The sequence below is a fragment of the Lentzea sp. NPDC042327 genome (assembly GCF_040647275.1).
GTDB lineage: Bacteria > Actinomycetota > Actinomycetes > Mycobacteriales > Pseudonocardiaceae > Lentzea.
Genome location: NZ_JBEZBX010000036.1, coordinates 5,773 through 23,666 on the forward strand (window position 1 = coordinate 5,773; position 17,894 = coordinate 23,666).

General features: G+C 68.6%; 16 protein-coding genes. 12 read left to right on the forward strand and 4 right to left on the reverse strand.

All coding sequences use genetic code 11. The annotated features are described in order from the left end of the window. Positions 1-419: 419 nt before the first annotated feature. The gene (locus AB0A63_RS40125; RefSeq protein ID WP_360401946.1) at positions 420-1,580 is read right to left on the reverse strand and encodes an ROK family transcriptional regulator; all 1,161 of its coding nucleotides are present in this window, start codon (positions 1,578-1,580) and stop codon (positions 420-422) included. Between the two features lie 192 nt (positions 1,581-1,772). On the opposite strand from AB0A63_RS40125, the gene AB0A63_RS40130 reads away from it, so the two are divergent. The 10 genes from AB0A63_RS40130 to AB0A63_RS40175 all read left to right on the forward strand — a co-directional run bounded on the left by AB0A63_RS40130 (position 1,773) and on the right by AB0A63_RS40175 (position 12,535). Beyond that, positions 1,773-3,053 carry an extracellular solute-binding protein gene (locus AB0A63_RS40130; RefSeq protein ID WP_360401949.1) on the forward strand — a complete coding sequence of 427 codons (1,281 nt, stop codon included), beginning with the start codon at positions 1,773-1,775 and terminating at the stop codon, positions 3,051-3,053. Positions 3,054-3,079: 26 nt separating this feature from the next. Beyond that, positions 3,080-4,027 carry a sugar ABC transporter permease gene (locus AB0A63_RS40135; RefSeq protein ID WP_360401952.1) on the forward strand — a complete coding sequence of 316 codons (948 nt, stop codon included), beginning with the start codon at positions 3,080-3,082 and terminating at the stop codon, positions 4,025-4,027. Next, positions 4,014-4,922: a carbohydrate ABC transporter permease gene (locus AB0A63_RS40140; RefSeq protein ID WP_360401955.1), complete on the forward strand. Its 909-nt coding sequence runs from the start codon at positions 4,014-4,016 to the stop codon at positions 4,920-4,922. Before AB0A63_RS40135 ends, AB0A63_RS40140 begins: the two co-directional genes overlap by 14 nt. A gap of 20 nt (positions 4,923-4,942) precedes the next feature. Then, the gene (locus tag AB0A63_RS40145) at positions 4,943-6,745 is read left to right on the forward strand and encodes an alpha-glucosidase (RefSeq protein WP_360401958.1); all 1,803 of its coding nucleotides are present in this window, start codon (positions 4,943-4,945) and stop codon (positions 6,743-6,745) included. A 129-nt stretch (positions 6,746-6,874) separates the two neighbouring features. Next, positions 6,875-9,181, forward strand: coding sequence for a family 49 glycosyl hydrolase (locus AB0A63_RS40150; RefSeq protein ID WP_360401961.1), 2,307 nt, complete (start codon positions 6,875-6,877; stop codon positions 9,179-9,181). Between the two features lie 297 nt (positions 9,182-9,478). After that, a complete protein-coding gene (locus AB0A63_RS40155; RefSeq protein WP_360401964.1) occupies positions 9,479-10,186 on the forward strand; it encodes a hypothetical protein in 708 nt (235 codons plus the stop codon). 66 nt (positions 10,187-10,252) lie between these two features. Beyond that, positions 10,253-10,669, forward strand: a complete 417-nt coding sequence (locus AB0A63_RS40160; RefSeq protein ID WP_360401967.1) for a hypothetical protein — start codon at positions 10,253-10,255, stop codon at positions 10,667-10,669. Continuing rightward, positions 10,666-11,085, forward strand: a complete 420-nt coding sequence (locus tag AB0A63_RS40165) for a DoxX family membrane protein (RefSeq protein ID WP_360401970.1) — start codon at positions 10,666-10,668, stop codon at positions 11,083-11,085. The genes AB0A63_RS40160 and AB0A63_RS40165 overlap by 4 nt, the downstream gene beginning before the upstream one ends. Before the next feature lie 302 nt (positions 11,086-11,387). Continuing rightward, a complete protein-coding gene (locus AB0A63_RS40170) occupies positions 11,388-11,810 on the forward strand; it encodes a DoxX family protein (RefSeq protein WP_360401973.1) in 423 nt (140 codons plus the stop codon). A 59-nt stretch (positions 11,811-11,869) separates the two neighbouring features. Then, a complete protein-coding gene (locus tag AB0A63_RS40175) occupies positions 11,870-12,535 on the forward strand; it encodes a lytic polysaccharide monooxygenase (protein ID WP_360401976.1) in 666 nt (221 codons plus the stop codon). Between the two features lie 275 nt (positions 12,536-12,810). On the opposite strand, the gene AB0A63_RS40180 is transcribed toward AB0A63_RS40175, so the two are convergent. The 3 genes from AB0A63_RS40180 to AB0A63_RS40190 all read right to left on the reverse strand — a co-directional run bounded on the left by AB0A63_RS40180 (position 12,811) and on the right by AB0A63_RS40190 (position 16,573). Next, entirely contained in the window at positions 12,811-13,752 is a 942-nt protein-coding gene (locus tag AB0A63_RS40180) for a Leg1-related protein (protein WP_360401979.1), read from the reverse strand. Positions 13,753-13,869: 117 nt separating this feature from the next. After that, on the reverse strand, positions 13,870-15,012 hold the full coding sequence (locus AB0A63_RS40185; protein ID WP_360401984.1) for an oxygenase MpaB family protein: 1,143 nt from the start codon (positions 15,010-15,012) through the stop codon (positions 13,870-13,872). A gap of 157 nt (positions 15,013-15,169) precedes the next feature. Beyond that, entirely contained in the window at positions 15,170-16,573 is a 1,404-nt protein-coding gene (locus tag AB0A63_RS40190; protein WP_360401987.1) for an FAD-binding oxidoreductase, read from the reverse strand. 261 nt (positions 16,574-16,834) lie between these two features. Between AB0A63_RS40190 and AB0A63_RS40195 the strand changes: the two genes are divergently transcribed. Together AB0A63_RS40195 and AB0A63_RS40200 are read left to right on the forward strand one after the other, a co-directional pair. Then, complete coding sequence (locus tag AB0A63_RS40195; RefSeq protein ID WP_360401990.1) at positions 16,835-17,131, forward strand: hypothetical protein; 297 nt, start codon at positions 16,835-16,837, stop codon at positions 17,129-17,131. Beyond that, positions 17,128-17,766, forward strand: a complete 639-nt coding sequence (locus AB0A63_RS40200) for a hypothetical protein (RefSeq protein ID WP_360401993.1) — start codon at positions 17,128-17,130, stop codon at positions 17,764-17,766. Before AB0A63_RS40195 ends, AB0A63_RS40200 begins: the two co-directional genes overlap by 4 nt. The last annotated feature ends 128 nt before the right edge of the window (positions 17,767-17,894 follow it).

Genomic DNA, 17,894 nt, shown 5'->3' on the forward strand with positions numbered 1-17,894 from the left:
GGCATCGGACCGGCCATGCCTTCGTGTCCCGGAATCCTTCTGGAGACACCGGCGCCGCCACGGGCGGTAAGCCGGCTTCGGACCGGTTCACCTGCCTGCGGATCGAACACGCTGACCAACAACTTCCTGTTGTGCTGCCGATCATGTGCGTTGTCCTGCTTCGCGTTCACCATCGTCGAACACGCCTCCATCCGAATCGGACCTCGATCTGATGCAAGCAACCGCCACCGTCGAATCCAATACGGCATCGGACCGGCCATGCCTTCGTGTCCCGGAATCCTTCTGGAGACACCGGCGCCGCCACGGGCGGTAAGCCGGCTTCGGACCGGTTCACCTGCCAGAGCGCATCGCACGCCGGTGGGATGATGTGAGGGGCCACCAAGCCTTGGAAACGACCGCCGCGGCTGCCGATGCCGCGGTCAGGGGGTTCGCTGGGACGGGGTGGCGAGCACGGTGCGCTGGATGGCCACGGCGGCGGCGCCGCGGGCCCAGAGCGTCGGGTCGTCGTTGATGAACCGCAGGTCGATCGGTGAGGCTTCGGCGTGGCGGGCTTGGGCGATGCCCGCGCGTACGCGCGACTCGGCGACCTGGGCGAGGCGGATGCCCTCGCCGGTGAGGATGACCCGCTCGGGCTGGGCGATGTTGGCGACGGCCGCGATCAGCGTGCCGAACGCGTGCGCGGCCCGGCCGACGATCTGGTCGGCGACCGGGTTGCCGGCTTCGGCGAGGTCGAGGACCTCGTCGTAGGTGACGGGCCGGCCCAGGGTCAGGGCGGCCTGCGACCGGATGGCGTCCGTGGTGAGCAGGGCCTTCACGCAGCCGCGGTGCCCTTCCGGGCAGGACGGGCCGAGCGGGTCGACGGGGAAGTGCCCGAGCAGGCCCAGCCCGGAGTCCGGGCCGCTGACGAGGTGGTCGTGGATCACGAGCCCGCCTCCGACACCGGCGCCGATGGTGAGCACGGCGAAGCTCCGCACGTCCTTGCCGTCGCCGAACCAGTGTTCGGCCTCCAGCAGGGCGTCCAGGTCGTTGGACACCACGGTCGGCCTGCCGGTGGCCGCGGCGACCGCCGCGCCGAGGTCGACCTCACCCCAGTGCAGGAACACCGCCCGCTGCACGTGGGTGAAGTCGCGGACGACGGCGCCGATGCCGATGCCGATCGCGGTGACCGGGCGTGCCGGGTCGTCCAGTGCGGCGACCAGTTCGGCGATCTTGGCCACGACCGCTTCCGGGCTGTGGTCGGTGATCTCGACGGCGGCGCTGTCGAGGATGTCCGCGCGCAGGTTCGTCAGCACGCCGTAGGCGCGGAAGCCCGCGAGCTTGATGCCGATGAACCGCTGCACGTCCGGGTCGACGTCGAGGGGTTGCAGCGGTCGTCCGCCGCCGCGCAGGTTCGGTGTCTCCACCTCGCGCAGCAGGCCGACGTCCATCAACGGCTTGGTCAGCCGCGTCAGGCTCGCCGTCGACAGGCCCAGCCGGTCCGCCAGCTCCGAGCGGGCCAGTGGGCCGTGGAGCAGCACCTCCAGCGTCACGCGGCGGGCGGAGGGCAACAGGGGTGCCCAGGGCGATGCGGCGTCGAGCACCGTGCGCTCCTCGTCGGGGGTCGGGGGTAACCGAGCCGCAATAGTATCGCCGCAAAACTCCCTGACAAGACCTCCTGCGTGACAAAAACGTGACTAGCTGCGGGTTGACGGGTTACAGTCAGGTCGCCCTTAATGTTGCGACAAAGAAAACCCCGGTAGGCGACGCCGCCGTCGCGACTCTGGAGGATCGAGATGCGCAAGCACCCCTTGAGGCTGGTCACCGCAGTGGCCACCGCCTTGGCGCTGGTGATGACCGGGTGTTCGAGCGGGGGTGACTCCGGTGACCCGAGCACGCTCAAGGTGTGGTGGTGGGAGACCGACGACAGCGCGCTGTCGATGGCCTGGAAGCAGGCCGTCTCGATCTTCGAGAGGGAGCACCCCGGCGTCACCGTCAAGCAGGAGCTCAAGACCTACGAGCAGATGCAGCAGTCCGGGCAGCTCATCCTCGACTCGAACGACACCCCCGACGTGCTGGAGTACCTCAAGGGCAACGCCACCGCCGGTGTCGTGGCCAAGGCGGGCCTGCTCACCGACCTGACCGAGGTCTCCCAGACCCGGGGCTGGAAGCTGGACAACTCCGCCCAGGACGTCGGCCTCTACGACGACAACGGGTTGATGGGCTCGGGCAAGCGCTACGGCATCACGAACTACGGCGAGTACGTCGGCGTCTGGTACAACCAGGACCTGTTCGCCCAGCACGACGTGCAGGTGCCGACGAACATGGCCGAGTTCGAGAAGGCGCTGAAGACCTTCGCCGACAAGGGCGTCACGCCGCTCGCGCTCGGCTCGGCCGACTACCCCGGCCCGCACCTGCTGTACTCGCTCGCGCTCTCGCACATGAACGAGCAGTCCCTGGCTGCCTACCAGCGGTTCAAGGGTGAGGTCGACTGGTCGGCCTGGGAGAAGGCCGCCACCACCATGCGCCAGTGGGTGGACAAGAAGTACATCAGCACCGACTCCACCGGCATCCCCGCGCAGGACGCGGGCAACGCGTTCATCGCCGGCCAGTACCCCATGTTCGTCTCCGGCACCTGGTGGGCCGGGCAGATCGCCGAGCAGCCCAAGTTCAAGACCGGCCAGTTCCTGTTCCCGGGCAACAAGCTGCACCCCGGCTCCGGGGGCAACCTGTGGGTCGTGCCCGCGAAGGCGAAGAACAAGGACCTCGCCTACGACTTCCTGCAGATCACGCAGCGGCCCGAGGTGCAGAACCTGCTGGCCGACAAGGGTGGCGTGCCGGTCGCCGCCGAGCCGGGGGCGGCGAGCTCGGCGATGGGTCTGCTCGTCGGCGACCGGTTCACCGAGCTGCTCTCCGGCGACGACGGCGGGCTGGCCCTGTACCCGGACTTCCCCGTGGCCGGGCTCAACGACGTCCTGGTCGCCAACACCACCAACCTCGTCGGCGGTGACGCCAGTCCGCAGCAGGTGGTCCAGGCGATCAAGGCCGCCTACGACGCCGGCAAGCCGGCCGCCTAGAAACCGGCCGGGCCGAAAGGATCGCCATGTCCACGCACATCAGCGCGCCCCGCCGGGCACGCAAGGCAACGTCCGAACGCCGGGGCGGCTACTGGTGGTACGTCCTGCCGGGTGCGGCCGGGTTCCTGGCCGTCGTCGCCGTGCCGTTCGGGATGAACCTCTGGTACAGCCTCACCTCCTTCCGAGGCGTCGGCGACCCGGTGTTCATCGGGTTCGAGAACTACCAGCGGCTGCTGGGCGACCCGCTGTTCTGGGCGTCTTTCCGGCACAGCGTGGCGTTCATCGTGGCCATGGCGATCCTCCCGACCGCCATCGGCGTGCTGGTCGCGGCGGTGCTGTTCAACTACATCTCACCGAAGTTCGGGACGAAGGTGGCGAGCTTCCTGCGCGCCACCTACTACCTGCCGCAGATCCTGCCGATCGCGGTCGCGGGCGTGCTGTGGAAGTGGATGTACCAACCGCAGTACGGGATCATCAACACCACCCTGCGCGACCTCGGCCTCGGCGGCCTGGCGCACAACTGGCTCGGCGACTCCGGCCTCGCCCTCTACGCCGTGATGAACGTGCTGGTCTGGTTGCAGGTCGGCTACACGGTCGTGGTGTTCATGGCCGGGCTCTCCCGCGTCGACCCCGCGCTGTACGAGGCCGCCGAGCTCGACGGAGCGACCTGGCTGCAGCAGTTCCGCACCATCACGCTCAACCAGCTGCGCCCGGAGATCGCGGTCGTGCTGATCACCACCTCGGTGGCGGCGCTCAAGGTGTTCGCGCCGATCTACGTGCTCACCCGCGGTGGACCCGGCACCAGCACGATCGTGCCCGCCTACTTCTCGTTCTCCAACTTCTTCACCACCACCAAGGTCGGCTACGGCGCCGCGGTGGCATCCGTGCTGGCGCTGATGATCTCGGTCGTCGCGGTCGCGCTGTTGCGCTACCAGACCCGCAACTCCGAAGGGTTCGAAGATGGCCGTCGATAGCCTGGAAAAGCCGGCCGCCGTGACCATGACGATCCCGCCCGCGCCACCGGTGCGCCGCCGGGTCAAGCGCCGCAAGCGCGGCGTCAGCGGCTGGGTGGTGCTCGCCCTGGTCGCCGGGATCGGCCTGCTGATGCTGTTCCCGTTCTGGATCGCGATCATCAACGCGTTCAAACCCGCACCCGACTACATCGCCAACGGGCCGGTCTCGCTGCCCACCGAACTGGACTTCTCCGCCCTGGTCGACTTCTGGGGCGGTGTGGACTTCAACCGCAAGCTGCTCAACAGCGTCGTGATCAGCGGCAGCGTGGCCCTGATCGCGGTGACGCTGAGCCTGCTGTCCGCGTTCGCCATCGGCATCGGCCGCATCCGCGGCCGGGTGTGGATCCTCGCGCTGTTCATGCTCGCGTTCACCATCCCGCAGGAAGCCCTGGTCTACCCGCTGTTCGTGCTCACCCGCGACCTCGGGCTCTACGACACGATGGCCGGCGTCGTCATCATCCTGGCCGTGCTGCAGAGCGCGTTCGGCACCTACATGCTGTCCTCGGTGCTGGGCACCTTCCCGCCCGAGGTGCTCGAAGCAGCCCGGCTCGACGGCGCCACCCGCCTGCAGGTGCTCCGGCTCGTGGTGCTGCCGCTGACCAGGCCGACGATGGCGGTGCTGATGACGTTCTTCTTCATCTGGACCTGGAACGACTTCTTCCTGCCCCTGGTGCTGCTGCCCTCCGCGGACAACCAGACCGTGTCGGTCGCGCTCGGCGCGCTCAGCGGCCAGTACACCAGCGACCCCACCGCCCTGGCCGCCGCGTCACTGGCGGGCATCCTGCCCGCGCTGGTGTTCTTCCTGCTCTTCCAACGCACGCTCATGCGCGGAGTGAACCTCGGCGCGGTCAAATGAACACCCCACGAAGGACGTCCATGACTCTCGACCAGACGGTCACCCCCACCCTGGCCACCGCACCGTGGTGGACCTCGGCCGTGGTCTACCAGGTCTACCCGCGCAGCTTCGCCGACTCCAACGGCGACGGCATCGGCGATCTGCCCGGCCTGATCACCCGGCTCGACCACCTGCACCGGCTCGGCGTCGACGTGGTCTGGCTGTCCCCGGTGTACGCCTCGCCGCACGCCGACAACGGCTACGACATCTCCGACTACCAGGCGATCGACCCGGCGTTCGGCACGCTGGAGGACTTCGACCGCCTGCTCGCCGAAGTGCACGCGCGGGACATGAAGCTGGTGATGGACCTGGTGGTCAACCACACCTCCGACGAGCATCCCTGGTTCGTGGAGTCCCGCTCTTCCCAGGACAACCCGAAACGTGACTGGTACTGGTGGCGTCCGCCGCGTGAGGGTTTCGACGCCGGGCAGCCGGGAGCCGAACCCACCAACTGGGAGTCGTTCTTCTCCGGACCGACCTGGACACTCGACGAGGGCACCGGCGAGTACTACCTGCACCTGTTCGCCCCCAAGCAGCCCGACCTCAACTGGGAGAACCCCGAGGTCCGCCAGGCCGTGTACGAGATGATGCGCTGGTGGCTGGACCGGGGCGTGGACGGCTTCCGCATGGACGTCATCAACCTGATCTCCAAGGACCCCGCCCTGCCCGACGGTGCCACCACCGGCACCAGCGGACGCGGGGACGGATTTCCCCATTACGGCACGGGACCGCGCATCCACGAGTTCCTCCAGGAGATGCACCGCGAGGTCTTCGAGGGCCGGACGAACCAGCTGCTGACCGTGGGGGAGATGCCCGGCGTCACCTGGAAGGACGCCCGGCTGTTCACCGACCAGCGACGGCGCGAGCTCGACATGGTGTTCCAGTTCGAGCACGTCTCCCTCGACCACGGCCCCGGTGGGAAGTTCGACCCCAAGCCGCTGGACCTGCGCGACCTCAAAGCCTCGCTGGGCCGCTGGCAGACCGCGCTGGGCGAGGTCGGCTGGAACAGCCTGTACTGGAACAACCACGACCAGCCCCGCGTGGTGTCCCGCTTCGGCGACGACGACAGGTACTGGCGCGAATCGGCCACCGCGCTCGCGACCGTGCTGCACCTGCACCGCGGCACGCCGTTCATCTACCAGGGCGAAGAGCTGGGCATGACCAACGCGCCGTTCGCCGGCGTGCACGAGATGCGCGATGTCGAGTCGCTCAACCACTACGCCGAGACCGTCGCCGCAGGCGGCGAACCGGAATCGGTGTTGCGCGGCCTGCGCGCGATGGGTCGCGACAACGCCCGCACCCCCATGCAGTGGGACCCGACTGCCCAGGCCGGGTTCACCACCGGTGAACCGTGGATCACGGTCAACCCCAACCACACCTGGCTCAACGCCCGAGCCCAGTACGACGACCCGGACTCCGTCTTCCACCACTACCGCCGGCTCATCGAGCTGCGCCACTCGCTCCCGGTCGTGGCCCTGGGCGACTTCCGGATGCTCCTGGCCGACGAGCCCCACCTCTACGCCTATGAACGTTCCCTCCACGACGACCGCCTGCTCGTCGTGGCCAACCTCAGCGGCACACCGCAAACCGCCACCCTGAACGACGAATGGTCCGCCGCCGACCTGGTGCTGTCCAACGTCGCAGAACCATCCGTCATCAATGGCCGGGTCGCCATGGAGCCGTGGTCCGCGCACGTTTTCCTGCGCTCATTCCCTGAAGGACGACGAGTCATGTCCGGCGTGAATTCTTTTATTGACAAGGAAAACGCGGGACCACTAGCCTGAAAAGGAAGCGCTTCGCGCGCACTGCGCCTGAAACCTCCGGACTTCTTGTTCTGTGACGTCTGCGCTTCTGCGTCACCGGTGAATCCGGAATGACGTGCCCCTTCCCAACGATGAGAAGAGGAATTCGCCATGCCCGCAGCAAGAATGAGCCGACCGGTGGCATTTGCCGCCGGTCTGGTGCTCGCCCTGATCGGCGTCGTCGCGCCGACCGGGGCGAGCGCGGGGACGCCCCCGGCCCAGGCCGCCGCCGTCTCCACCGCCGACAGCGAGCAGCTCAAGACGTGGTGGCACGACAACCACGAGTTCAACACCAGCAGCCCGGTGGCCGGTGACAAGGTCAGGCGCTCGTCGTTCTACGACGTCCAGGTCGCCACCGCCGTGGCGCCCGCGACCAAGTACGACTCGTTCCCGTACATGAGCATCGCGCGCAGCGGGAAGGGCAAGATCGGCTACACCAAGGAAGACGGCGCCGAGTTCTCCTCGGCGGCGAACCTGACGATGAGCTGGTCGTCCTTCCAGTACGCCACCGACGTGTGGGTCGACGTCTCCCTGCGTACGGGCCAGACCATCTCCTCAGCCGACCAGGTCAAGATCAAGCCGAGCAGCCTGGACTTCGCCAAGCAGCTCGTCGACAGCGACACCGTGCGCATCAAGGTCCCCTACAGCACGGCGGGTCACCGCTTCTCCGTCGAGTTCGATCCGCAGCTGTACACCGCGTACAACGACATGTCGGGGCCGGCCACCGACGCCGGCAAGCTCACCACCGAGTCCGGTGGCGGCAACCGCGCCATCCACACCGAGCCCCGCAACTCCATGATGATCTTCGCCGAGCCGGCACCCGCCGGGGCGGAGCGGGACCGGCTGATCCCCACCGCGGCCTCGGGGAGCACCTACTACCCGCCGCAGGGGCAGGTCACGAACCTGAACACGATCAGCGAGGAGATCGTGTACTTCCGGCCCGGCACCTACTACATGACCTCGAAGTACCACGCGCTGCTGCCCAAGCAGGTCAAGTGGGTCTACCTGGCGCCGGGGGCCTACGTGAAGGGCGCCATCCGCTTCCCCGACGACAGCCAGGGCCTGTACAAGGTGACCGGCTACGGCGTGCTCTCCGGTGAGCAGTACGTCTACGAGGCCGACACCGCCAACAACTACGACCACCTCTCGGGTGCGTCCAACTGCCACTCCACCTGCGTGAAGATGCTGCAGTTCGCCTCGGCGCAGGGGCGGCAGCAACACCTGGACCTGCAGGGCGTGACCATCAACGAGCCGCCCTACCACTCGTTCGTCGTGTACGGGGACGAGCAGACCTTCAGCATGCGGGTCGAGAACTACAAGCAGGTCGGCTCCTGGTACTGGCAGACCGACGGCATCGAGCTCTACCGCGGCAGCACCATGAAGAACACGTTCTTCAACGCCAACGACGACGTGCTGAAGATGTACCACAGCGACGTCACCATCGATAACACCGTCATCTGGAAGAACGAGAACGGCCCCGTCATCCAGTGGGGATGGACTCCGCGCAACATCGACAACGTCCGGGTCAGCAACACCCACGTCATCCACAACCGGATGTACTGGAAGGACGTCAAGTACAACACCTGCATCCTCAACTCGTCCTCGCACTGGGAGAACATGGGCTCGACCACCACGGCTGACCCCGGCACATCGGTGAAGAACATGACCTTCGAGAACATCACCGTCGAAGGCATGACCAACTGCGCGATCCGCGTCTTCGCCCTGTCGAGCACCGAGAACATCCACATCAAGAACCTCAAGATCGGCGCCTGGAGCCAGCTGGACCCCTCCTCCCAGGTCAGCCTGCTCAAGCGGTACAGCAACAGCAGCGGGCAGAAGGTCACCCTGGGCAACGAGGCGCGCGACAGCCGCGGCCTGAAGCTGGAGAACTACACCGTCGGCGGCACCGTCATCGACAAGGCCGGCTCCAACTGGGCCGCGGACAAGCTCGGCCGGATCGGCTTCGACGCCGAGACCTGGGACAACTGGAACGCCTGGGGCCCCGGCGGCAACAACCCGGGCCCGGATCCGGTCACCGGCGGCAGGATCGTCAACGGAGCGACCGCCCAGTGCATCGACCGCGCGGGCGGAGGCACCGCGAACGGCACCGCCATCCAGCAGTGGACCTGCGCTGACACGCTCACCATGGCCTGGGTGATCGAGGGGCAGCAGCTGAAGTCCGGCGGCAAGTGCCTGGACGTCGAAGGCGGCGCCACCGCCAACGGCACCAAGGCCCACCTGTGGGACTGCGGCACCTGGGACAGCCAGAAGTGGGCCTTCCAGTCAGGCGGCACGCTGAAGAACCTCAAGTCCGGTCGCTGCCTCGACATTGAGGGCCAGAGCACGGCCAACGGCGCCCGCCTGCACCTCTGGGACTGCGGCACCTGGAACAGCCAGAAATGGACTCTCACCACCTGACGATCCGCACGGTGGTCGCCGGCACACCAGTCCGGTGGCCACCGCCCTGTTCCGCACACTCGACAAGCGATCCGTCCCTGATTGGAGGATCGCCGAGTGAGCGTGCCTGGAACAACGCTTCCCTCGGAAAGCTCAGAAAAGAACATCGACAGTGGACTGATCGGGCAGTTTCATATTCGATGTTGACAGCAAAAAGATCGTTTAACTAACCTGAAGAAGCCGCCGCCACGGTGTTTCGGCCCCGGCGGGACACATTTCCCCCGGGTGTTTCCTTCCGATTCTGACGGAGGCACACCCATGAAGAAGTCGGCCAAGACGGCGTTGTCCGCAACCGGGGCCGCCGGCCTCGCGTTGTCCGTGGCGTTCGTCGTGTCCTCGCTGTCCGCGAGCGCGAACGCCGTCGCCGTCACGTCCCCCGTGAGCGCGGGACCGGCGGCCCACGGTCAGCAGTACCCGGATGGTCCCTCCTCCGTGGACGGCTCACCCCTGGAGCGGTGCCGCCGCGGCACGGACTACGCCGTACCGAGCCGCAACCCGGTCCTGGACGAGCCGCTCAACACCGCCTTCACGAGCAACGTCGGCCTGTCGGTCAAGGTGCAGCTCGAAGGCGGCACCTCCTACGGCAGCCGCAAGCTGATCTTCACCAACACCGGCAACGCGCCCGTGCACACCGACTGCCTGGTGCTGAAGTTCCGCGCTCCCTCGGGCTCCGTCGACCACCACTACCGGGCGTCCATCCAGTACGGACACCCGCAGCAGGACTACGTCGAGGTTCCCCGCGGCAACGGCGAGTCGCACTACATCATCCGGTTCGGCTTCCACGACGTGCCGCTGGCCGACCGCACCATCCCGGTCGGGCAGACGTGGACCTACGAGCTGGCCGGCTCCAACCAGGGCTCCATGAGCCTGGAGGCGACGCGTGACTCCGTCGAGGTGCTGGCGGACATGAACGTCGGCGGCAACGACTGGATCTCCCGGTACGGCACCAAGCGCCTGGGCAACTGACGCCAGGCGGGGGAGCGGTCCCGCAACGGTGCGGGGCCGCTGCCCGGCCACCCCGGGAGGATCCACATGAGAACCCTTGTCTGCCTTGCCCTGACCGTCGCGGCCGCTGCCGGATGCGCGCCCGGCGGACCCGACCACTCACACCACCACCAGCACCACGCGATGACGGCGCAGGACGTCGCGCTGCTGCGCGGGGTCGCCACCACCTACCTCGGCTTGCTCTCGGGCGGCGACCCGGCCAAGGCCTGGGACATGTGGACCGCCGAAGCACAGCAGCGCGATCCCCGTGACGTGTTCGTCGACCGGCTCGCGCACTGCGAGCTCGGAGTTCCCCACGAGGTGCTCGGTGTCGTGGCCGACGGGCCCGACGTCGTCCGGGTCTCCTGGCGGCGCGGCCAGCGCACCGGCGAGCACTGGCTGCGCTCCCGCGAGGGGCAATGGCGCGTCGACCCCGCCGACACCAGCACCTGCGGTGCGCCGTGATCACCCGCGCGGTGACGCTGCTGCGCGGCTCGCTCGGCCTGGTGTTCGTGTGGTTCGGCGCGCTCAAGGTCGCCGACGTGACACCGGTCGCCGACCTGGTCGCCCGCACCGTGCCCTGGCTGGACCGCGACCTGCTGCTGTTCTCACTGGGATCGGCGGAGATCGTGCTCGGCGCGGCCCTGTGGCTCGGCCGCCGGCTGCGGTGGGTCGCGGGAGTGGCGCTGGCCCACCTGCTCGGCACGTTCCTGGTGCTGGTCGTCCAGCCGCAGGCGGCGTTCCAGGCGGGCAACCCGTTGCTGCTCACCACCGAAGGCGAGTTCGTGGTCAAGAACCTCGTCTTGATCACCGCGTGCCTGGTGCTCATGTCCGCGGCTCAACCACAACCGTCCGAACCTTTGATCGGCGCACGGAAATAGACCACGACGAGGTGGCACGTGCGACCCGCTGGCGTGAGGGCCTACCGGTTCGTGGTGATCGCACGCGAGCCAGCTCGTGGTTGCAGTCCGGCACACCTGCCTGAAGCAACGAGGACACCCTGCCGGGCCCGAACCGCGCAGGGGTGAGCGGGGTCGTCGGTGGCGGCCTGCGACCCCGCTCCGCAAGAGCGGTGGCGTCGTCACGGACAACCGTGCACGACGCCACCGTGGGCGGCCCTGCCGCCTGCTCACCAGCCGTTCGCACCTTCCCGCGACGGCGCTCACCGCAGAAGGGAACCACCGTGGAACTGACGGCCGACCACCGGCAGCTGGCACTGAGTCTGTTCAGGTTCGTCGTGGGGCTGCTCTTCGCCTGTCACGGCGCGGCCACTCTCTTCGGCGTGCTGGGTGGACCGCACGGAGGCCGGACACCCGGCTTCGCGCACTGGCCGAGCTGGTGGGCCGCGGTCATCCAGCTCGTGGGCGGCGCACTGGTGCTGCTCGGGCTGGTCACCCGCGCCGCCGCGGTCGTGTGCTCCGGCTCCATGGCCTACGCCTACTTCACCGCGCACCAGCCCCACGGCCTGTTCCCGATCGAGAACGGCGGCGAGCCGGCCGCGCTGTTCAGCTGGGCGTTCCTGCTCCTCGCGGTTCTGGGCCCCGGCCGGTGGGCGCTGTCCGAGCTGCTCGCGCGCCCGCAGACCGGCGCACGCCAAGGGAGGTGATCGCCACAGCACACGCCCCGGTGGGAGCAACACACATCGACTACACGGAGGACTGACCCATGCACGTCACCCTTTCGGCGCCCCGACGCCGGACAGCCCTGCACATCGCCGTGCTGCTGTCCGTCGTCGCCTCGCTCATGACCTTCCAGCCGACCCGCGCCTCGGCGCACGGCACGGTCATCGACCCGCCGACCCGCAACTACGGCTGCGCCACCCGCTGGTCCGGCCCCGACGCTCCGGGCATGCAGGAGCAAGACCCCATGTGCCACATCGCGTGGCACCAGAGCCCGGACGCGATGTACAACTGGAACGCCCTGTACGCCAACAACCTGGGCGAGGACCTCGAGCGCGTCGTTCCCAACGGCCAGATCTGCAGCGCCGGTCGCGCGGAGATGGGCCGGTACGGCCCGATGGACAACCCGGGACCGTGGCGGATGACCAAGGTCGACAGCACGTTCACCGTCCACGTCCAGGACGTGGCCCGGCACGGCGCCGACTACCTGAAGATCTACGTCACCAAGCAGGGCTTCGACCCGGCCACGTCGACGATCAGCTGGAACAACCTCGACTTCGTCAAGCAGACCGGCAGGTATCCGGGCCAGCTCGACTACAGGACCGAGGTGAACACCTCCGGCTACACCGGGCGCCACGTCGTCGTCACGATCTGGAAGGCCTCGCACATGGACCAGAAGTACTTCCTGTGCAGTGACGTCGACTTCGGCTGATCTCTTCCCTCCAGGAACCGCGGCCCTTGAGGACACCCGTTCTCGAGGGCCGCGGCCGACCTGCCCACCACTGCGGTCACGCACCGGTTGACCACCTATGCCATTGGCTTGATCGTCAAGCTTGGCGGCAACCTGAGGGGGAGATGCGCTGGCGTGCTGCCGTGACGACTTGTCGAGCGGCACAGGTCGACATCCGATCCGGCGCGGATTCAGTCCCGCCCGTACCCGCGCTTCGACGGCCGACACCCGCCGACTCCGGCGTGCTGGTGCTGCGGTCAGGGGCGCAGCAGGTAACCGAGCATCGCGCGGCGCTCGGCGACGTTGTCCGGCTTGGGGTTGAACACCGCGTCGAGCAGGGGCAGCACCCGGTCACGGGCTTCGCGGGTGCGCATGACTCGCTTCCACAACAGCAGGTTGAGGTTGTAGCGCCACTTCGAGGTGGTCGCGAGACTGAGGATGTTCACGACGTTGCCGCGCGTTTTGGGCGGCAACGCATCCACGTCCTCGGGGGTGGCGAGCAGGGATTCGGGCAGCACGTCGAGGCCGTGGGCGGTCATGAAGGTGAAGTCGGTGGGCCAGGCTGCTGCCCACAGGTAGTCGACCATCCGGCACCAGCCGCGCAGGAAGCTGATCTCCAGGTCGGGCCAGGGAGCGGTGTCGACGTCGGCGAGCACGTCGACCACCACGTCCAGGGATGTCTTGTGCGCCTTCCACAGGGCGAGGCGTGCCGGTTCGGGGTCGGTCAGGTCACCCCGGCTCACGAGGGAGAAGTAGGCGTGCCAGTCCTGCACCGCCGGGGCGAGCTCTTCCGGGACGGTTCGGCCTGTCACGTACCGGAAGCGGGAGTGGGTCGGCGGGTCGGCGACCGGCAGGTCCGGCACCACTCCGGCGGCTGCGGCGCCCAGCCACGGGATGACGCTCAGCGTGTAGTTGCCATAACCCCACGGCGAGTCCGGGTCGATCCGCCCGTTCTGCCGGGTGCCGGCGCCGAGCCGATCCGTGCGGAACTGCCATTGGTGCTGGAACATCAACCCCCACAACGGGTTGTGCCGGTTGTCAGCGCCGAACCGGCCGCCCGCGTTGGTGTTGTCGATCATCATCCGGTAGGCGGCCATCCGCTGCTCGAAGGAGAACGGGTCGAACACCTCCTCCAAGTCCCGCGCCGTTGACCAGACCGAGTAGAGGTCCAACGCCGCCAACTCGTCCGGATGAGCCATGACCGCAATCCTCCACGATGAGCCGGCGGCGAGAGTGCGGCCCGACCTGCCGGAGTGCCAGAGCCTGTACCGACCGAACCCGCGCACGACGTGGCGGGTCTACCGGTCAGCGCCTTGTCATGCTCGGTCCGCCGCGGTGGGCACAGGCGACCGGCCATCGGCTTCCCACCGCTCACGCAGGTCCGCGGGGATGGTGAGGGTGGTGGACTGGCCGTTGGTGAGGTTGCGGACGCTACCTCCGAGGAGGATGGCGCCGGCGCGGTCGAGGATGGTGGTGGCCAGGGCGCTGTTGTCCTCGGCGCGCTCCAGCGCCCGCACCAGGCGGGTACCCGCGCGCACGACACCGGCCCAGCCGCGGGACTTCGGCACCTCCATCCAGTCGGCGACCTCGGGGTTGACGACCTGGCGGATCATGGCGGCGACGATGCCGTCGAAGATCTTTCCGGGGAACAGCTTCTCGTAGAGGTCGAGCAGGTGCCGGGTGAGCACCACGCCCTCCGGCGACGGCCCGTAGACGGACTCGACCAGTGCGGCGCTCAGCTCGCGGGCGTCCTCGATGGACTCCGGCACGGCCTCGGCGGGAATCCCGAGCATGGCGCCCGCGGCACGCCACACGTAGTAGTAGTCCTGCGCCTCCTGCTCGGTGACGGAAATGCCCATGCGGCGCATGCCCTCGATCACCTGGACGGAGAAGATGAGCAAGGCGCCGACCATGTCCTGCTGGCACACCGGAACGCCGTCGGCGGCGACGTCCCAGCGGCCGGAAGCGGTGAGGAAGTGGCGCACGGCGGCGTGGATGAGACGCGTCTTCTGGATGGTGGGCACGAACGACCCGCCAGAGCCGAACGCGTCACGGCCCATCATGTCCATGACGAACTGGGAGGTCTCCGACAGCCGCCGGTGGGGCTGGTTCAGGCCGTGGGTCAGGGTGAGCGCCCGGGACGCGCGGGCGTGGGCGTAGCAGTTGACCATCGCACCGAACGTCAGCACGGAGGCGACGTGCACGCCGTCGTCGACGAAGAAGTCATAGGCCCGCGCCACCCGGTCGGCCTCCACCCACTCCGGCGGGTTGTCCGTCGCGATGAGGAACTCCCGCACCTGCTCGGGCAGCTGCTCGGGGATGGGCTGGTCATTGGCGCGGAAGTGCTCCAGCACCTCGTTGACCACGCCGACGCGGTTCGTGGCGACCAGGTCGGCGATCACCGCATCGGCCAAGGGGTCACCCTGGAACTTCAGGGCCTCGAACGCGGCTGTGTCCATCACAGGACTCCTTCACTGCTGAGTGATCACTACCTCACTCCTAGTACGCGCCGCACACCAGAACACGATCCGGTGAACGCAGCACCGAGAACAGCTACTCGCTGTAGGCACACCACATGACCGGGAGCAGTTCGCCGGTGTCGAAGCTGACCTGGGCTCAGCGCACCGACTGGGGGAATCGCAGCACGTGGTCCGGGTCGTAGCGGCGGGCCACGGCGCGCAGCCGGCGCAGGTTGTGCCGGTACGACGTCTGCGCCCAGTCCTCTTGCAACGGGTCGAGGTAGTTGATGTACGTGCCGGTGCCGATCAGGTCAGCCAACGCCTTCTGCGCCTGGTCCACCTCACGCGTGACCTGGTCGGGCGGCAGGCTGCCGACGGAGCCGAAGGCTTCGACGGACGTCGGTGCGCCGCGGTGCGGATAAGCCGTGTCCGTCGGCGTCCGCCGGTCGATCGCCCCGCCGAGCGCACCCAGGACGAGCAGCGCGCTGTCCATGCCGCGCACCGCGTCCGCCACCGCCGAAGGGGCGTGCCACCTGTCCACGATCCGCGACGACGCACGGAACGCGTTGCGGGCCGGCTGACCACCGGTCATGATCGCCGTCGCGGTCGGGTAGTCGACCTCGCCGTGCTCGACCGGCGCGTTGACGCCGACCGCGTCGAGCAGACGGGCGAGTTCCGCGAGCACCACACCCTCGCGCCCGATCCCGCAGCCGGACACGTCCACCGCGCCGTTCGGCATGACCACGCAAGAGGTGGAGACCTCCTCGGGCAGCACCACGCTCCACGGCTGCCAGCCGCCGAGCACGTCCGCCGCCGACCCGGCAGGGAACCGGACGCGGAACACGGTCAGCACCTCAGGCATCGGCGCGGTGGCGAACTCGAACGAGGTGACGACCCCGAAGTTGCCGCCGCCACCGCCGCGCAACGCCCAGAACAGGTCGGATTCGCGGTCCTCCGACGCGGTGACCACCCGGCTGTCCACCGTGACCGTCGTGGCGGCACGCAGTCTGTCGCACACGAGGCCGTAGGTGCGCTGCGTCCAGCCGAGGCCACCGCCGAGGGTGAACCCCGCGATGCCGACGGACTGGCAGTTGCCCAGTGGCAGGCACCGGCCGGCGGCCGTGAGCGCCGAGTAGACCTGGCCGAGGCGAGCTCCCGCGCCCACCACCGCGGTGCCGTCGGGCCGCACCTCGACCCCGGCCATCGGCGCGAGGTCGACCACCAGGCCGTTGTGCGGGGTGGAGTAGGCGGCATAGCTGTGCCCACCGCCGCGGGCGGCCACCCGGACACCGGATCGGCGTGCTTCCTCCAGGCAGTGCTGCACGTCCTGCGGCCGCACGCACCGGGCGATCGCGGCCGGCCGGTGGTGGTCGAACAGCGAGTTGAACGGCAGCCGCGCGGTGTCGTAACCGTCGTCACCGGGCAGCAGCAGCTCACCGTCCAGGTGAGCGCGCAGCCGAGCCCAGCGCGGGGGGCGTGCGTTCGCGACTGCCCCATCGCCGAGGACCGCCGCAGCCGCCGCTCCCGTCCAGCGCAACACTTCCCGCCGCGAAACCGCCACGCCGTCACCTTCCCGGTTCTGGGTGAATCCAACACGGGATGCAGCCAAGGCAAATCCACTGTTCGGCGGCCGTTGGGATCGAGCACGCCGGCCACCTCCAGCAGCGTCTCCGCGATCCCCGGCGGGTTTCAGCCCGTTGAACCGCTGCGCCATTCGCGCACCACCTGAGCTGAACGGGTGGGATTCCCTCAGTCGGGTAACGACGTCGACTACCGGGACGACTGCCGGTTGACACTCCGTCCGCCGATCGAGGGATGCCCGATGGAGCTGAAGGAACCGGTGGCCACGACCGCGAAGGTCGAGGCCACCAAGGCAAGTGCAGTCAAACAGCCGACTGCCGCGGAGACCAAGGAGCGCGAGGCGTTCCGTGCCGCGCTACCGTCGAAGGCGGAGTTCACCAAGGCGGTGCTCGCCAACCTGGAGAAGGACCTCAAGGCCGCGCTCGCCGCTGACCCCGACCTGAAGGGCGTCAGCAAGGAAGACCTGGCGGCGTGGGTCGCCGCCGACGTCGACGAGGCCTTCGCCGCGATGGCCAAGCCCGGTTGGAGCGAGGCATGACCGCCCTCATCCCGGCCGCGAGCCGCCTCGCGGTGCGCCGGACCGTGTTCGACAGCGTGTGGCTCACGGCGCGCCGGTACCAGCCGATCGTGCTGATCCGCCAGCAGTTCCCGGTGTTGCCCCCGTACGCGTTCGACGAGTTCCGGTCATGGGTCGATGCCAGCAGGCCGATGGTGTTCGCCGAAGGCGTCAGCGCCTGGTTGTCGAGCTGGCTCGCGACCCCGGCCACGCCGGCCCCGACCACCCCGGCGGGTCCTGGCGGCGGACGGCGCCGCGTCAACGCCAAGCACCTGCTGCCGCACGAGGTCAAGCGGTTGCTGGACAACAACGCGGACTACGTGTGCCACCGCACCGACAACGAGGCGGCGGGCACGTGCCGTGAGCCGGTGTACGGCGTCACCGAGCAGCACCTCAAGAAGAACCCGACGGCGCCCGACGGCGTGTGGGCAGTCATCGGTGTGAGGGGCTTCCAGGACTACGGCAGGTACCTCGTCATCTACCCCCGCTACAGCGGAGGCCGCACGTGGCGGCGGATGGACCCTCCCGCCGTCCTCTGCGAGGTCGCGCAGCTCGACCCGGACGACGCCATCGGCTGGTGCACGCAGGAGGACCTCGACGAGGCGCTGACGCTGTGACCAGCCCGAGCCGGCCTTCCGTGCCGAACGGGTAGGACGGCTCCGCAGGCCGCCGAAACGCGGTCGTGGGGGGGGGCGGCGGGCCGGGCGCGGGCGGCCGGCACGCGGAGGCTGAACTATTTTGGTAA

Bases quoted from the DNA above. Each gene is read 5' to 3' on its own strand.
- AB0A63_RS40130 (WP_360401949.1), top strand. From the start codon at position 1,773: ATGCGCAAGCACCCCTTGAGGCTGGTCACCGCAGTGGCCACCGCCTTG.
- AB0A63_RS40200 (WP_360401993.1), top strand. From the start codon at position 17,128: ATGACCGCCCTCATCCCGGCCGCGAGCCGCCTCGCGGTGCGCCGGACC.
- AB0A63_RS40140 (WP_360401955.1), top strand. From the start codon at position 4,014: ATGGCCGTCGATAGCCTGGAAAAGCCGGCCGCCGTGACCATGACGATC.
- AB0A63_RS40195 (WP_360401990.1), top strand. From the start codon at position 16,835: ATGGAGCTGAAGGAACCGGTGGCCACGACCGCGAAGGTCGAGGCCACC.
- AB0A63_RS40175 (WP_360401976.1), top strand. From the start codon at position 11,870: ATGCACGTCACCCTTTCGGCGCCCCGACGCCGGACAGCCCTGCACATC.
- AB0A63_RS40150 (WP_360401961.1), top strand. From the start codon at position 6,875: ATGCCCGCAGCAAGAATGAGCCGACCGGTGGCATTTGCCGCCGGTCTG.
- AB0A63_RS40160 (WP_360401967.1), top strand. From the start codon at position 10,253: ATGAGAACCCTTGTCTGCCTTGCCCTGACCGTCGCGGCCGCTGCCGGA.
- AB0A63_RS40185 (WP_360401984.1), bottom strand. From the start codon at position 15,012: ATGGACACAGCCGCGTTCGAGGCCCTGAAGTTCCAGGGTGACCCCTTG.
- AB0A63_RS40145 (WP_360401958.1), top strand. From the start codon at position 4,943: ATGACTCTCGACCAGACGGTCACCCCCACCCTGGCCACCGCACCGTGG.
- AB0A63_RS40180 (WP_360401979.1), bottom strand. From the start codon at position 13,752: ATGGCTCATCCGGACGAGTTGGCGGCGTTGGACCTCTACTCGGTCTGG.
- AB0A63_RS40155 (WP_360401964.1), top strand. From the start codon at position 9,479: ATGAAGAAGTCGGCCAAGACGGCGTTGTCCGCAACCGGGGCCGCCGGC.
- AB0A63_RS40135 (WP_360401952.1), top strand. From the start codon at position 3,080: ATGTCCACGCACATCAGCGCGCCCCGCCGGGCACGCAAGGCAACGTCC.